Here is a 15,006-nt window from a genome sequence, read left to right on the forward strand (position 1 = left end):
GGCGAGCTGAACCGAATCGGCGCAGGAGCGTGCATCGTTGCCCCCTTGACAGGGGACAAAACCGAGGGGAATACTCGGAGATCTGGTGTAAGAGCGCTATCCCACGCATCACGAGTGCAGCGATGGTCCTGCTCAATGACGAGACGACCCGGCCGATCGAGCGATCGGCCTAAGGAGAACGCACGTGACCCTTCACACCCCGACCGCCTCAGCGCGGTCCCGATCCGGCCGCAGCCGGATCCTCGCCACCGCGCTCGCCGCGGTGTTCATCGCGACGACCGCGGCCCTCCCTGTGACGGCCGCCTCCGCCGCGCCCGCCAACCTCTCGCAGGGCAAGCCGGCGACGGCGTCGTCGGTCGAGAACGCCGACTACACGCCGGCGTCCGCCGCGTTCGACGGCGACCCCGGCACGCGCTGGGCGAGCCAGTGGAGCGACCCCCAGTGGATCCAGGTCGACCTCGGCGCCCGCGCGTCGATCGACCGCGTCGACCTCAGCTGGGAAGGCGCGTACGCACGTTCGTACGAGATCCAGGTGTCCGACAGCGGCACCGGCGGGTGGACGACGATCTATTCGACCACAAGCGGCCCCGGCGGTGTCGAGTCGCTCGATGTCGAAGGCGCGGGCCGCTACGTTCGCCTGCTCGGCACCGAGCGGGCCAACGGCTACGGCTACTCGCTGTGGGAGTTCGCCGTCTTCGGCACCACGGGCGACGGCACCACCGGCCCCGACCCCGATCCCGAACCCGGCGGTCCGGTCGATGCGGGGCATCCGAACCAGCCCGGCCCGTTCACCCAGCCCAGCGTGGTGCGGGTGACCGGCGGTCACGGCGACTGGGACCTCTCGGTCGACGGCAAGCCGTACACGGTCAAGGGCTTCACGTGGGGTCCGTCGTTCGGCGAAGCCGGCGAGTACATGGACGACTTCACCGCCATGGGCGCGAACACGACCCGCACCTGGGGAACCGGCGCCGACACCGTGCAACTGCTCGACGTCGCTGCCCAGTACGGCGTGCGCGTCATCAACGGCTTCTGGCTGCTGCCCGGCGGCGGCCCCGGTTCGGGCGGATGCATCGACTACACGACCGACGCGAACTACAAGGACACGACGAAGGCCGACATCCTGAACTGGGTGAACACGTACAAGTCGCACCCCGCAACGCTCATGTGGAACGTGGGCAACGAGTCGCTGCTCGGCCTGCAGAACTGCTACTCGGGCGACCAGCTCGAGGCCCAGCGCACCGCGTACGCGTCCTATGTCAACGAGGTCGCACTCGCGATCAAGCAGATCGATCCGAACCATCCGGTCACCTCGACCGACGCGTGGACCGGGGCCTGGCCGTACTACCGGGCCAACACCCCGGCGCTCGACCTGCTGTCGGTGAACTCGTACGGCGACGTCTGCAACATCGAGCAGACCTGGGTCGACGGCGGCTACGACAAGCCCTACATCGTCACCGAGGGCGGCGCGGCCGGCGAGTGGGAGGTGCCCGACGACGCGAACGGCGTGCCCGACGAGCCCACCGACCTCGAGAAGGGCGAGGCGTACGTCGACTCGTGGCGCTGCCTGCGCGAGCACGACGGCGTGGCACTCGGGGCGACGTTCTTCCACTTCGGGCTCGAGGGCGACTTCGGGGGCGTCTGGTTCAACGTCATCCCCGGCGGCAACAAGCGACTCGGCTACTACACGGTCGCCGACATGTGGAACGGGTCGGCAGCCGACGGCAACACGCCGCCGCGCATCACCGGCATGGACATCCCCGGCTCCTCGGCCATCACCGCGGGCGAGCCGTTCACGGTCACGCTCGACGTGACCGACCCCGACGGCGATCCGCTGAACTACGTCACCTTCGTGAACTCGAAGTACATCGACGGCGCCGGCGGCGTGCAGTTCGTCGAGCACCAGCGCGCGGGAAACCGCATCACCATCACCGCGCCGCAGAAGCTCGGCGTCTGGAAGGCGTACGTGTACGTCGAAGACGGCCAGGGCAACGTCGGCGTCGAGACCCGGTCGTTCCGGGTGGTCGCCCCGGCGATCGACGGCACGAACGTGGCGCTCGGCAAGCCGGCCACCGCGTCGAGCTTCCAGGTGTGGGGCGACGACTACACGCCCGGCCGTGCGTTCGACGGCGAGCAGTCGACGCGGTGGTCGAGCGAGTGGGCGCCGACCGGGTGGGTCCAGGTCGACCTCGGCCAGCCCACGGCGTTCGACCGCATCCAGCTCATCTGGGAGTCGGCGTTCGCGAAGTCGTACGAGGTGCAGACCTCGAACGACGGCACGAACTGGTCGACGATCCAGACCGTGACGGGCGGGGACGGCGGCATCGACGACGTCCAGGCCGCCGGAAACGCCCGCTACGTGCGGCTGAATCTCACCGAGCGGGGCACCGACTGGGGCTTCTCGCTCTACGAGGTGGGCATCTACCGCACCAACTGATCCGGCCCCGGGGCGGAGCGCTCTCTCCCGCCTCCGCCCCGGGAGCACCGGCACCACCGCCGGCGCAACGTCACTCCGCCCTTCGGAACCACCGCGTTCCGTCGCAGGCGTGCCCTGAGCACGTCGACCCGAGCCCAGGCCGTTCGGCCGACCTCTCGAACCCGCGCACCACGCGCGAGTTCGCCATGCCTCCGAGTCAAGGAAGCCATCGCATGACCTCTCGATTCCATGCACCACCGTCCTCGAGCGCGGGCGGAGACGCCGGCACCGCCGCCGCGGTACCGACCAGCGCCGTCCGGCGCCCGCGCGCCTTCGCCGCGGCGCTCGCCGTGCTCGCCACGCTCGCCGTGGCATCCGCCTCGATCGTCGCCGCGCAGGCGGCGGCGGCCGCACCCGCCACGCTGCTCTCGCGCGGCGCCCTCACCGCCGCATCCACCTCCGAGGCCGGCAACCTCGGCCCGAGGTTCGCCGTCGACGGCGACCGCGCGACGCGGTGGGCCAGCCTTCCCTCCGACGACCAGTGGATCCGCATCGACCTCGGCGCGAGTCATCCGCTCGAACGCGTCGTGCTCGACTGGGAGGCCGCGTACGCGAAGTCGTTCGTCGTGCAGGTCTCGGACGACCAGCAGACCTGGCACACGGTCGCGACCGTCACCGACGGCATCGGCGGCGTGCAGACCCTCGAGTTCCTCGGCGCGGGCCGCTACGTGCAGCTCGTCGCGAGCGAGCGGGCGACCGGCTACGGCTACTCGCTGTTCGAGTTCTCGGTCTACGGCGACGGCGAGGTCGTCGACCCCGAAGACCCGCCGGCGTGGAACGACGAGGTCACGCACCACGAGTTCCAGGCGAACTGCGAGTTCTCGCACTTCCTGCCCGACGACCCGATCGTGTTCCCGGGTCGGGCCGGCGCCTCGCACCTGCACACCTTCGTCGGCAACCGCTCGACCGACGCGTTCACGACCACCGAGTCGCTGCTCGCGAACACCGCGTCGACCTGCACGGTGCCCCAGGATCACTCCTCGTACTGGTTCCCCGCGCTCTACCGCGGTGACACGCCCATCGAGCCCGACATCCCGATGACGATCTACTACAAGTCGGGCATCGACGACTACACCAAGGTCGTGCCGTTCCCGCAGGGCCTGCGGTTCGTCGCGGGGGACATGATGGCCACGGTCGACTCGTTCCGCACCGCACCCGGCGCGGTCGAGGGCTGGGAGTGCGGCGACCTCTCGAAGAGTTGGGAGATCCCCGACTACTGCGACCCGGGCACCGAGCTGAACATCCGCTACCAGGCGCCGTCCTGCTGGGACGGCATGCACCTCACGCCCGAGGAGTCGGCCCACATGGGCCACGGGGCGCACATGGCGTACCCGGTGAACGGGCAATGCCCGATGAGCCATCCCGTCGCGGTGCCGATGATCGAGTTCAAGATCGCCTGGCCGGTGTCGGGCGACCTCTCCGACGTGCACCTCGCGAGCGGTAGCGACCAGTCGTGGCACTACGACTTCTTCAACGCCTGGGAGCCCGAGGTGCTCGAGCGGCTGGTCGAGCACTGCATCAACGGCGGGCTGCAGTGCAACCCGCGCGGCTACGACCTGTACAAGCCGCACCGCGGCACCGTGCTCGACGAGCAGTACCAGCTCGTGCCCGAGACGCTGCCGACGGCCGCGAGGGCCGCGACGGCCGCAACGGCCGCGAGCGCAGGGGGCGCACGATGAGCCCGCGGCGAGGGACACGGATGCTCCGGGCCGCCGCCGCGGCGGCGATCGCGCTGCTCGTCCCGGCCGGGTTCGTTGCGGTGGCTGCGCCGGCCCAAGCGGCCGAGCCCGAGCTGCTCTCGCAGGGTCGGGCGGTGACCGCGTCGTCGGTCGAGAACGCCGACTACACGCCGGCCGCTGCGGCGGTCGACGGCGACCTCGGCACCCGTTGGGCGAGCACGTTCAGCGACGCGCAGTGGTTGCAGATCGACCTCGGCGAGCGCGCCGAGCTCGACCGGCTCGAGCTGGTCTGGGAGGCGGCGTACGGCGCCGAATTCCGCGTGCTGGCGTCGGACGACACGGCGGCATGGGACGAGGTCGGCCGGGTCGACGACGGTACCGGCGGCACCCAGTCGGTCGAGCTCGACGGGGACGGGCGCTACGTGCGCCTCGAGCTGACCCGGCGCGGCACCGGCTACGGCTACTCGCTCTGGGAGGCGCGCGTGTTCGGATCGCCCGACGACGGGCCGACCGATCCCACCGATCCCACCGACCCGACCGACCCCGGCGACCCGATCGACGGCGGCGGCGACCTCGGGCCGAACGTGCACGTTTACGACGATGCGACACCCGACGCGCAGATCCAGGCCGAACTCGACGCGGCGTTCCAGGCGCAGGAGACCGCGCAGTTCGGCACGCGCCGCGACCAGTTCCTGTTCAAGCCCGGCAGCTACGACGTGCACGCGCACATCGGGTTCGACACCGCGATCTCGGGCGCGGGCCGCAACCCCGACGACGTGCGCATCAACGGCGGCGTATGGGTCGACGCGCAGTGGTTCGGCGGCAACGCGACGCAGAACTTCTGGCGCTCGGTCGAGAACCTCTCGATCGTGCCGCACACCGGCGAGGCCCGATGGGCCGTGTCGCAGGCGGCGCCGATGCGGCGCGTGCACGTGCTCGGCGACCTCAGTCTCGCTCCGTCGAGCTACGGCTGGTCGAGCGGCGGGTTCATCGCCGACTCGAAGGTCGACGGCGTGGTGCGCTCGTACTCGCAACAGCAGTGGCTGAGTCGCGACTCGACGTTCGGCGGCTGGGAGGGCTCGGTATGGAACATGGTGTTCAGCGGTGTCGAGGGCTCACCCGCGCCGAGCTTCCCGAACCCATCGCACACCGTGCTCGACCGCAGCCCGCTCGTGCGCGAGAAGCCGTACCTCTACTGGGACGCCGACGACTGGGCCGTCTTCGTGCCCGCGCTCGCCGCGGACACCCGCGGCACCACGTGGGAGGGCGGCGCGACGTCGGGCGAGTCGATTCCGATCGACGAGTTCTACGTCGCGCAGCCGGGTGACTCCGCCGAGCGCATCAACCGTGCGCTCGTGCAGGGGCTGAACCTGCTGCTCACGCCGGGCGTCTATCACGTCGATGAGACGATCCGGGTGACGCGGCCCGACACGGTCGTGCTCGGCCTCGGCTACGCCACGATCGTGAACGACGGCGGCGTCGCGGCCATGAAGGTCGCCGACGTCGACGGCGTGAAGATCGCCGGGGTGCTCTTCGACGCGGGCACCTCGCACGCGCCCGTGCTGCTCGAGGTCGGCGAGCCCGGTTCGTCGGCCGACCACTCCGACGACCCGATCTCGCTGCACGACGTGTTCCTCCGCGTCGGCGGGGCGGTCGCCGGCAAGGTCGACGACGCCCTCGTCGTGCACGCCGACGACACCCTCATCGACCACATCTGGTCATGGCGGGGCGATCACGGCGACGGCATCGGCTGGAACCTCAACACCGCCGACCGCGGGCTCGTGGTGGACGGTGACGACGTGACGGCGTACGGCCTGTTCGTCGAGCACTACCAGCAGCACAACACGGTCTGGAACGGCGAACGCGGACGCACCGTGTTCTACCAGTCCGAGCTCGCCTACGACCCACCGAACCAGGCCGCCTGGATGAACGGCGACACGCTCGGCTGGGCGAGCTACAAGGTCGGAGACCAGGTGGACGAGCATCAGGCCTGGGGTGTCGGCGTGTATGCCTACAACAACGTCGATCCGAGCATCGTGACGCAGAGCGGGATCGAGGCGCCGGCGAAGCCGGGCGTGCGCCTGCGCAACCTGCTCACGGTTTCGCTCGGCGGCAACGGCATCATCCGTCACGTCGTCAACGACATCGGCGACGAGGCGAGCGGGGTCGACACGATCCCGAGTTACCTGGTCGAGTTCAACTGACCAGCACCAGAGGGTCGGGCGGCGCGGAAACCCCGTGCCGCCCGATTCTGGATTCCCCGGCGCACCGTCGCTCAGGCACCGCCGCGCGGCTCGAGCACGACGACCGCGGTCTCGGTGGGGCGCAGCGACGCGTGCACGTCGAGGTCGTCACCGTACGTTCGCCAGGTCGCCCACAGCCGCGACCGCTCGGCGCCCTCGGCGGCACGGGCGCGAACGCCGCGTGACCCGCCGTCGACCACGACCGTCGCATCGGGGTTCGCCTGCAGGTTGAGCCACCACGCCGGCTCGGGCGCCGCCCACCCGTTCATCGCGAGCGTGACGAGGTTCGGTCCGTCCTCGAAGTACGCGACGATCACGGGTCGCTCGCGGCCCGACCGGCGGCCGACGGTCGTGAGGTGCATCATGCCCCAGCGCCCCGGCTGCGGCGGTCGCAGGCCGAAGCGACCGGCGCTCACCCGGTACAGCCCACGGTGCACCACCCACGCCGTGCGCACGAACCAGCGCGGCGGAATGCGGGCGGAGCTCGCGGGCTCGGTCGAGGTGGATTCGGCGGTGCGGTGCTCGTCCATCGGCTCATCCCTTCGCTTCGGCCCACGATCCCGCGCGGGACCGAACGCGTCAATCGGCCGACCGGCCGGTTGACGTGCGGGCGACTCAGCCGATCGGCCGATGGGCGCTACCGCACCAGGCGAACCTCGTGGATCTCCTCGCCGAGGAACGGCACGTCCTGACTGGCGCCGTCGGCGACGAACCCGTTGCGGGCGTAGAACCGGTGCGCGCGGGGGTTGTCCTCGGCGACCCACAGGTAGACGCCCTCGCCCTCGCCGATGACGGCGTCGAAGAGCTGCTTGCCGATGCCCGTGCCGTGGTGGGCGTCGAGCACGTAGATGAAGTACAGCTCGCGCGGCCGCGGTGCGTCCTCGTCGCGTGCCGGGCCCGAACCCGCGAAGCCGACGATCTCGCCGTCGACGACGGCGGCGTACTGCAGGTACTCCTCGCCGCGCTCGGCGAGGTGGTTCCAGAGTTCGGCCATGCGGCGCGGCGAGAGGTGCTCGAACGCGGCGGCGCTGATCAGGTGGTCGTAGGTCTCGTGCCAGCAGGTCGCGTGCACGCGACCCAGTGCCTCCGCGTCGGAGTCGCGGATGGGGCGGATGACTGCTTGGGCAACGACGTCGGTGCTCATGTCGGTCAAGGGTAGGCGAGGCGTCCTCGCATACGAAATCGAGCCGTCGCGGGGTGCACGCAGGTGCGGCCGGGCGCAGCGATCGGGCGGGGTCTCAGTGGCGGCACCGAGCCGCGGTTCAGTGCCGCCCGCCGCGCGATCGAGGGTGGCCACGGTGACCGGGAGTCCGTGGCATCCGTAGCTTGCGACCATGCCCACACGCACACTCACCGTCATGACCGCTGCCGCCGGAGCCGGCGCCATCGCGGTCGGCCTCTCCGGATGCTTCGCCATCGGCGGCGGAGGTGGCCCCGTCGGATTCGACGGCGTCCAGTCCGCCACGATCCAGCTCGAATCCGTCGGCACGTTCGTCTCGCCCGAGGAGGGCGGGTACGAGGCGGCCGGTCGCGGATCGGGGTTCCTCATCACTCCCGACGGTCTGGCCGTCACGAACAACCACGTCGTCACCGGCGCCGGCACGATCAAGGTCTGGCGTGGCGGCGACACCACGAAGGAGCTGAGCGCCAAGGTGCTCGGCTCGTCCGAATGCCTCGACCTCGCCGTCGTGCAGCTCGAGGGTTCCGGGTATCCGTTCCTCGACTGGCGCAAGGGCGACATCGAGACCGCGCTCGACGTGTACGCCGCGGGGTTCCCGCTCGGCGACCCGACCTTCACCGAGACCAAGGGGATCGTGTCGAAGGCCGTCACCGGGGGTGAGACGCCGTGGGCGTCGATCGACTCGGTCATCGAGCACGACGCGCGCATCCGCGGCGGCAACTCGGGTGGCCCGCTGATCGACGCGAACGGCGCGCTCGTCGGGGTGAACTACGCCGGCAACGACGCGCTCGACTACAACTACGCGATCCACCGCGACGCGGTGCTCGAGGTCATCGGCGACCTCGTCGACGGTACGGACGTGCTCTCGCTCGGCATCAACGGCGAGGCGCTCGTCGACGAGGAGGGCACCGGGCTCGGCATCTGGGTCAACTCGGTGAAGTCGGGCTCGGTCGCCGACCAGGCCGGCGTCGAGCCGGGCGACCTGCTCACCACCATGGAGGGGGTCAGCCTCGGCGTGAACGGCACCCTCACCGAGTACTGCGACGTGCTGCGCACGCACGGGCAGGATGCCACGCTGTCGGTCGAGCTGTACCGCCCGGCCGAGGAGGCGTACTACCGCGGCCAGTTCAACGGCGAGCCGATCACGGCCGTGCCGGTGGTCGGGTCGGGCTCGGCGGGCGAGCCGACGGGCGACACCGTGACGGTCGCGGACGACTCGGGCGCGGTCACGTTCGACGCACCCGCATCGTGGTCGCAGATCGACGGCGCGCCGGTCACCGACGCGAACGGCACGACCTGGCAGGCGGCGTCGGCGGCGCCCGACCTCGCCGGCTTCGAGGGCACCTGGAGCACCCCGGGCGCGACGGTCTACGCCACGCCCGGCGTCGTGATGTCGCCGGATGCCGCGGCCGATCTCGTCTCGTCGGGAGCGGCCGAGGAGGGCTGCACGTCGACCGGGCGCGAGCCGTTCGACGACGGGTTCCACACCGGGGTCTGGGAGATCTTCACCGGCTGCGGCGGATCGACCACCTACGTGGTGGTCGGCGCGACCGACTACGACGGCACCTACACCACGATCGTGGCGGCGCAGGGGATCTCGGACGCCGACCTCGAGGGCATCGACCAGGTGCTCGGCACCTTCTACGCGAGCTACTGAGCGTCCGCACGGCGAACGGGGTGGGGTGCCGGACGGCACCCCACCCCGTTCGTGGTCGGTTGGGCTCAGCCCTGCGCGCGGCGGTTCGTGCGCTGGTTGCGGCTGGGGCTCACGAGGCTGCCGACGCGAAGCGGCTGCTTCGCCGACGTGCGGCCCTGCGAACCGGATGCTCCGCGCTTCGCGCCCGCCGCTTGGGTGGGCTGGCCCGACGCCTGGCGCTGGGCGCCCGTGGTCTGCGCGCCACGGCTGTGGCCCTGGCCGCGCTTCGGGGCGCTGGCCTTGGCTTCGGCCGGACGGCCCGAACGGTCGCGCCGGCGCGGGCTCGAGACATCCGCCGCCTGGCCCTGGCCGCCGCGCGCCGCGCGCTTGCGCTGCGCGTTCGCACCCTGCGACCGCCCGCCGCCCTGCTGGGGCGCGGCCGACTTCGGGGCCGGCTTCACGTAGGGCGCCACCTGGCCGACGAGCGCGGTGACACTCGGCGACGACGGAGAGACCCGCTGGGGCGTGACCTGGATCGCGGCCTTGCGCAGCAGGCTCTTGAGGTCGCCCATCTGAGCGGGCATCGCGATGGTCACCACGTCGCCCTCGCTACCCGCGCGGGCGGTGCGGCCCGAGCGGTGCAGGTACGCCTTGTGCTCCATCGGCGGGTCGACGTGGATGACGAGCTCGATGTCGTCGACGTGCACGCCGCGGGCCGCGACATCCGTGGCGACCATGACGCGCACCGAACCGTCGCCGAACGCGGCGAGGTTGCGGTCGCGCTGCGGCTGCGACAGGTTGCCGTGCAGGTCGACCGCGGGGATGCCCTGCTCGGTGAGCTTCTTCGCGAGCTTCTTCGCCTGGTGCTTCGTGCGCATGAAGAGGATGCGACGGCCCATGCCGCTCGCGAGCGTGCGCACGAGCTCGTTCTTCTGGTCGGTGTCGGCGACCTCGAACACGTGGTGGGTCATCGCCGCGACGTGCGAGGTGGCCTCGTCGACCGAGTGCAGCACCTCGTTGTGGAGGAAGCGCTTCACGAGCTTGTCGACGCCGTTGTCGAGCGTCGCCGAGAACAGCAGGCGCTGGCCGTCGGTGGGCGTCTTGTCCATGATGCGCGTGACGCCCGGCAGGAACCCGAGGTCGGCCATGTGGTCGGCCTCGTCGAGCACGGTGATCTCGACGGCGTCGAGGGTGACGTGGCCCTGCTTCATGAGGTCTTCGAGTCGGCCGGGGCAGGCGACGACGATGTCGACGCCGGCGCGCAGCGCGTCGACCTGGCGCTTCTGGTTGATGCCGCCGAAGATCGTGGTGGTCTTCAGGTCGTAGGCGGCGGCGAGCGGTGCGAGCACCGCGTCGATCTGGGTCGCGAGCTCGCGGGTCGGGGCGAGCACGAGGCCGAGCGGGCGACCCGCGCGGCGGCGGCCGCCGGCGAGCTTCGTGCCGAGGCGCGCCACCATGGGCAGCGCGAAGGCGATGGTCTTGCCCGAGCCGGTCTTGCCGCGGCCGAGCACGTCGCGGCCGGCGAGCGTGTCGGGCAGGGTGTCGGCCTGGATCGGGAAGGGGGAGGTCTTGCCGTCGGCCGCGAGCACGGCGACGAGCGGGGCGGGCACGCCGAGCGCGCCGAAGGTCAGGTCGGTCATGAGGTCCTGTTCGGGTGGGCACCGGGGTTCAGGGCGCAGCCGGATGCCACGCCCGGGCGCGCATCGTGGCGCGAACCCTGCGGTGAGAAATGGGCGAAGGCGCCGGTCGGCGCATCCGTTCGCCGTATGAAATCCATCGGGCCGGAAGCCCGGAAAGCGTGTCTACGACGCAGGCCGCACGAACGGCGGCCGTGCACCACCATAGCGGATGCACCTGGACGACGCGTTCAGCGAGGCATCCGCTCGCCCACCGGCACCTCTTCGCGGAGGGTGTTGCCGGCCTGCGGCAGCGGGCACGACCACGACGGGTCGTACGCGCACGACGGGTTGTACGCGAAGTTGAAGTCGATGACGAGGCTGTCATCGTCGGCGCCGGGGCCGAGGTCGGCGCCCTTCATGGTGTCGAGCAGGTAGCGCCCGCCGCCGTAGGTGCCGCCCGGCGCCCCGGCGAGGGAGTCCTTCACCGGCAGGAACAACCCGCCCGCGTAGCCCGTGATGCGCCAGACGTCGAGCGTGCCGAGGTACGGCAGTCGCACCGTGCCGACCAGCAGCATCGGGATCGTGCCGTCGGTGGCCGTGTCGACCGTGATGCGCACGGTCTCTTCGGGGCGGCGCACCCTGAGCTCGAACCGCCAGTCGGGGTCGTAGGTGCCGACCGTCAGCCCGGTGAATCGGGCGCGGTCGTCGGGCAGCAGCGGCGACTGCGGATGCCCGGCGAACAGTTCGTCGCGGCCCGACTTCCACAGGTCGTGCCCCGCGCGCGGGTCGCGCACGCTGAGCTGGCGCACGCCCGCGTAGAGGCCGGCGACGCGACGGCGCCAATCGGCCAGCTGCAGGGCGGCGAGGGTGGCGCTCATCGGTCGGCTCCGGATGCGTCGGGGCCGCCGGATGCCCAGGATGCCTCGGATGCCTCGGTGCCGGCGTGCTCCGCGGCATCCGCGGTGCCGGGCGGATCGAACGCCCAGCCGGGCGCGAGCGCCTTCAGGCGCGCGCCGCGCCACTGCCAGAACGACCACGCCGGGTACCAGAGCGCCGCGTCGGCGGCGGGGGATCCCGTCGATACGAGCAGCCGGTCGCGGTAGAGCGTGCGGCCGTCGGGCAGGGGAGAGATCGCCATCCGGTGATCCCACGAGCGCAGCCCGGCGCGCCCGCGCGTGATCGTGCCGCCGCCGTCGCGCAGCATCCGCACGCCGCGGGGCAGGCCGCCGGGGTACGACACGTCGACGAACGACTCGCCGACCGGCCACCGCCGGAAGACCAGCGTCTGCAGACGGTGCGTGCCGACCGGCCAGGTCGTCGGCAGGCCGCCGGGTTCGAGCGACGAGAAGTCGAGCCACGGCGCGACGACCTCGCGCAGCACCGATGGGCTGCGGATCGCGCGCCACGCGGCATCCGCATCGCAGTCGAGCCTCAGCTTGAGAAGCACCCGCATGTGCCGAGCGTAGGTGCCCCACCATCGAGTGGGCAATGAACGCGGCGTGGGTGGGCTGGGTGCGGCGTTCTTCGCCCACTCGATCGCGGGCGGGTGGGCGGGGGCGCTGGAGTGTGCGCGGGCGGAAGCGCGCGGGCACGAGGTCGGCGCGAGCGCCTAGACTCCCCGGCATGTCGGACGCGTTGTGGTGGGTTCCCTCGCTCGTCGTGTTCGGGGCCGCTGCGCTGATCGCGGCAGGTGCCGTCGTGGGGGTGCGACGGCTCGGCGCCGGGCGCGAGCAGCGTGCGCTCGCCGGCGTGCGTCGCGACGAGGTCGACGCGAAGGTGCTCATCGTGCGTGCTGACGAGGCGGTGCGCGAGGCCGAGCGCGAGGCGGCATTCGTCGAGGCGGGGTTCGGCGCGGAGGCCGCCGACCGGTTCCGGGCCGAGGTCGAGCGGGCGCGCGGCCCGCTGCGCGAGGCCATGCTGCTGCAGCAGCGCCTCGACGATGCGATCCCCGACACGGCCGCGCAACGGCGCGACTGGAGCCGGCGCATCGCCGAACTCTGCGCGGCGGCGCTCGAGATCGTCGAGCGAGCGGATGCCTCGGCCGCCGCCGCGCGGGCCGCCGAGCGCGACGCGGTCGGGCGCCTGCCGCAGCTTCGGGAACGCGCCGCGGCGCTCGAGGCACGGCACGCCGAGGCGCTCACGCAGTTCGACGCGGTCGCCACGCGGTACGCCGAGTCGGCCCTCGCGTCGTCGCGCGACGCTGCGGCCCGCGCGGCCGCCGCGCTCGCCGAGGCGCTGCGGATCGACGCCGGGGCGGCGTCGACCACGGGTGCCCTCGACGCAGCCGCGGTCTCGCGGCTCGAGGCGGTGCTCGCGCGCGCCGAGCGAGAACTCGCCGACGCCGAGTCCGCCGAGCGGCGCCTCGACGACGCGGCCGCCGCGCTCACCGACGACGAGCAGCGGCTCGCGGCCGCGCTCGCCGCGGCCAGAACCGAGGCGGATGCGGCGGCGCGCGACCTGGCCGACCCGCGGCTGTCGGCGGCCGCCGAGGAGCTGGGCGCCGCGATCGCCGCGTGCTCGGCCGCCCTCGCCCAGGCGCCGACCGGCCTGCCCGACCCCGTCGCGCGTCAGGCACGCCTGCGGGCGCTGCATGACCGGCTCGACACGGCGCTCGCCGAGGTGCGCCGTGCGGGCGGGCGGCTCGACGGCGCGAGGTCCGCGCTCGCCGGGGCGCTGTCGATCGCCGAGCACACGCTGCGCGAGGCATCCGCCGTCATCGATCGCGGACGCGGCCGCGTCGGCGCCGACGCACGCACCCGCCTGGCCGATGCCGAGCGCGAACTCGTCGTCGCCCGTCAGGAGCCCGACCCGGTCGCCGCGCTCGACGCCGCCCGCCGAGCCGCCGCCCGCGCCGCCGACGCCGATGCGCTCGCCCGCTACGACCTGTCGCGCTGAACGCACGGCGCGCTGAGCGCATGGCGCGCTGAACGCACGGCGCGCTGAGCGCGGGAGAAATATGACGCGGCCGACATGAGCGCCGGCGCCGCCGCCGGTAGGGTGCTCGGGTGAGTTCGTCCGCATCGCAGTCCAGGTACCAGGTCCGCTTCGAGCAGGGTGCCGCCGGCCTCGCGCGCATCGCCGACGGCGTCGACATCGTGGTGTGGGCCGAACCGCTCGCCGGTGACGAGACCGCCGCCGCCGCCGCGCTCGCCGCGGTCGAGGCGGCACCTGTGGGCGCCGAGGCATCCGTCGTGGTCTCCGGCTTCGTCGACGCGACCGCGACCGCCCGATGGATCCTCGCCGAGCAGGAGCGGCTCGGTCGCCGCGCCTACCTCGCGATCGTCGCCGCCGATCGCGGCGAGGGCTTCGACGCGATCGACCTGCTCGCCGCGGGCGCGGTCATCGACGCGCTGACCACGCTCGGCATCGACGACACCTCGCCCGAGGCCGCCGTCGTGTGCGCGTCGTTCGCCGGGCTGCGCCGCGCGGTTCGGCACCTCACGGCCGCGTCGGCCGCGGGCCGTGCCGCCGCCGAGTCGAGCCGTACGCACGAGCAGGTGCTCGCCGCGGCCCAGCTCGACGCGTCCGACGCAGCGCGCGTCGTGCGAGCCGGAGCTTCGGTCTAGGCTGCCTTCGCCAGCTTGCGGGCCCGGTGCGCTCGCACCTTCGCGCGGTTGCCGCAGCGCTGCATCGAGCACCAGCGACGCGTGGCCGCTCGCGACGTGTCGAGGTAGACCATGCCGCAGTCGTCGGCGCTGCACGCGCGGATCCGACCCAGTCGGTCGGGCGAGAACAGGTCGACGGCGTCGCGCGCGATCGTCGACATCGCCTGACCGACGGTCTGCACCGACCGCCCGGCCTGCCGGGAACCGCCCGCGAGGGTGGGCGGGATATCGGGGGTCGCGGCGACCAGGTTGATGACGTCGATGTCGTCGCCGCGCAGCTCCTGCCCGCGACTGGCCGCTAGCGCGAGCCGTGAGATCGCGTCGCGCAGCATGGTCGCGTCGAACAGGTCGCGCGTGCGCGCCGCGCCGATCGCCACGGGGAAGCGATCGCGCAGCCAGGCACCCAGGTCGTCGGGCGTGTGCAACTGCTCGCCGACGGACCCCTCGACGGCGAGCCCGCCCGTGTACCCGAAGTCGAGCGCGAGCGAGCCCGAGTCGAACCACCAGCGCTGGCCGTCGGGGGAGACGATCCACTGGCCGACGGGGACGGAGACGGTGGAGACGGTCACCG

Annotated in this window: 12 protein-coding genes; 6 read left to right on the forward strand and 6 right to left on the reverse strand. The window is 72.3% G+C overall.

Annotated features, from left to right (window positions below):
• The first annotated feature begins 184 nt into the window (after window positions 1–184).
• The 3 genes from FLP10_RS12280 (at window position 185) to FLP10_RS12290 (ending at window position 6,356) form a co-directional block, all read left to right on the forward strand.
• On the forward strand, window positions 185–2,434 hold the full coding sequence (locus FLP10_RS12280; protein ID WP_149161119.1) for a discoidin domain-containing protein: 2,250 nt from the start codon (window positions 185–187) through the stop codon (window positions 2,432–2,434).
• A 212-nt stretch (window positions 2,435–2,646) separates the two neighbouring features.
• Window positions 2,647–4,152: a DUF1996 domain-containing protein gene (locus FLP10_RS12285; RefSeq protein WP_149161120.1), complete on the forward strand. Its 1,506-nt coding sequence runs from the start codon at window positions 2,647–2,649 to the stop codon at window positions 4,150–4,152.
• A 20-nt stretch (window positions 4,153–4,172) separates the two neighbouring features.
• A complete protein-coding gene (locus FLP10_RS12290) occupies window positions 4,173–6,356 on the forward strand; it encodes a discoidin domain-containing protein (protein WP_246150017.1) in 2,184 nt (727 codons plus the stop codon).
• A gap of 71 nt (window positions 6,357–6,427) precedes the next feature.
• On the opposite strand, the gene FLP10_RS12295 is transcribed toward FLP10_RS12290, so the two are convergent.
• Both FLP10_RS12295 and FLP10_RS12300 read right to left on the reverse strand, forming a co-directional pair.
• A complete protein-coding gene (locus tag FLP10_RS12295; RefSeq protein WP_149161122.1) occupies window positions 6,428–6,925 on the reverse strand; it encodes a nitroreductase/quinone reductase family protein in 498 nt (165 codons plus the stop codon).
• Between the two features lie 107 nt (window positions 6,926–7,032).
• A complete protein-coding gene (locus tag FLP10_RS12300) occupies window positions 7,033–7,539 on the reverse strand; it encodes a GNAT family N-acetyltransferase (protein WP_149161123.1) in 507 nt (168 codons plus the stop codon).
• Between the two features lie 190 nt (window positions 7,540–7,729).
• Between FLP10_RS12300 and FLP10_RS12305 the strand changes: the two genes are divergently transcribed.
• A complete protein-coding gene (locus tag FLP10_RS12305; RefSeq protein WP_149161124.1) occupies window positions 7,730–9,232 on the forward strand; it encodes a S1C family serine protease in 1,503 nt (500 codons plus the stop codon).
• 65 nt (window positions 9,233–9,297) lie between these two features.
• Here FLP10_RS12305 and FLP10_RS12310 read toward each other — a convergent pair whose 3' ends face one another.
• From FLP10_RS12310 to FLP10_RS12320, 3 genes are all read right to left on the reverse strand, one after another.
• The gene (locus FLP10_RS12310) at window positions 9,298–10,851 is read right to left on the reverse strand and encodes a DEAD/DEAH box helicase (protein WP_149161125.1); all 1,554 of its coding nucleotides are present in this window, start codon (window positions 10,849–10,851) and stop codon (window positions 9,298–9,300) included.
• Window positions 10,852–11,078: 227 nt separating this feature from the next.
• A complete protein-coding gene (locus tag FLP10_RS12315; protein WP_149161126.1) occupies window positions 11,079–11,708 on the reverse strand; it encodes a DUF1684 domain-containing protein in 630 nt (209 codons plus the stop codon).
• A complete protein-coding gene (locus tag FLP10_RS12320; protein WP_210418399.1) occupies window positions 11,705–12,283 on the reverse strand; it encodes a hypothetical protein in 579 nt (192 codons plus the stop codon). The genes FLP10_RS12315 and FLP10_RS12320 overlap by 4 nt, the downstream gene beginning before the upstream one ends.
• A 170-nt stretch (window positions 12,284–12,453) precedes the next feature.
• Here FLP10_RS12320 and FLP10_RS12325 point away from each other — a divergent pair, with 170 nt between their 5' ends.
• Both FLP10_RS12325 and FLP10_RS12330 read left to right on the forward strand, forming a co-directional pair.
• Window positions 12,454–13,725 (forward strand): coiled-coil domain-containing protein, encoded by a 1,272-nt coding sequence (locus FLP10_RS12325; RefSeq protein ID WP_149161127.1) that lies wholly within the window; start codon window positions 12,454–12,456, stop codon window positions 13,723–13,725.
• 110 nt (window positions 13,726–13,835) lie between these two features.
• The gene (locus FLP10_RS12330) at window positions 13,836–14,396 is read left to right on the forward strand and encodes a hypothetical protein (RefSeq protein WP_149161128.1); all 561 of its coding nucleotides are present in this window, start codon (window positions 13,836–13,838) and stop codon (window positions 14,394–14,396) included.
• Here FLP10_RS12330 and FLP10_RS12335 read toward each other — a convergent pair.
• Entirely contained in the window at window positions 14,393–15,004 is a 612-nt protein-coding gene (locus FLP10_RS12335; protein WP_246150018.1) for a CGNR zinc finger domain-containing protein, read from the reverse strand. The two genes, FLP10_RS12330 and FLP10_RS12335, sit on opposite strands and share 4 nt — an antisense overlap.
• Between the last annotated feature and the right edge of the window lie 2 nt (window positions 15,005–15,006).

Source organism: Agromyces intestinalis (genome assembly GCF_008365295.1).
Classification (GTDB): domain Bacteria; phylum Actinomycetota; class Actinomycetes; order Actinomycetales; family Microbacteriaceae; genus Agromyces; species Agromyces intestinalis.

Coding starts and splice junctions, on each gene's coding strand:
- FLP10_RS12290 (WP_246150017.1), top strand. CDS start 4,173: ATGCTCCGGGCCGCCGCCGCGGCGGCGATCGCGCTGCTCGTCCCGGCC.
- FLP10_RS12310 (WP_149161125.1), bottom strand. CDS start 10,851: ATGACCGACCTGACCTTCGGCGCGCTCGGCGTGCCCGCCCCGCTCGTC.
- FLP10_RS12305 (WP_149161124.1), top strand. CDS start 7,730: ATGCCCACACGCACACTCACCGTCATGACCGCTGCCGCCGGAGCCGGC.
- FLP10_RS12325 (WP_149161127.1), top strand. CDS start 12,454: ATGTCGGACGCGTTGTGGTGGGTTCCCTCGCTCGTCGTGTTCGGGGCC.
- FLP10_RS12315 (WP_149161126.1), bottom strand. CDS start 11,708: ATGAGCGCCACCCTCGCCGCCCTGCAGCTGGCCGATTGGCGCCGTCGC.
- FLP10_RS12295 (WP_149161122.1), bottom strand. CDS start 6,925: ATGGACGAGCACCGCACCGCCGAATCCACCTCGACCGAGCCCGCGAGC.
- FLP10_RS12300 (WP_149161123.1), bottom strand. CDS start 7,539: ATGAGCACCGACGTCGTTGCCCAAGCAGTCATCCGCCCCATCCGCGAC.
- FLP10_RS12320 (WP_210418399.1), bottom strand. CDS start 12,283: ATGCGGGTGCTTCTCAAGCTGAGGCTCGACTGCGATGCGGATGCCGCG.
- FLP10_RS12285 (WP_149161120.1), top strand. CDS start 2,647: ATGACCTCTCGATTCCATGCACCACCGTCCTCGAGCGCGGGCGGAGAC.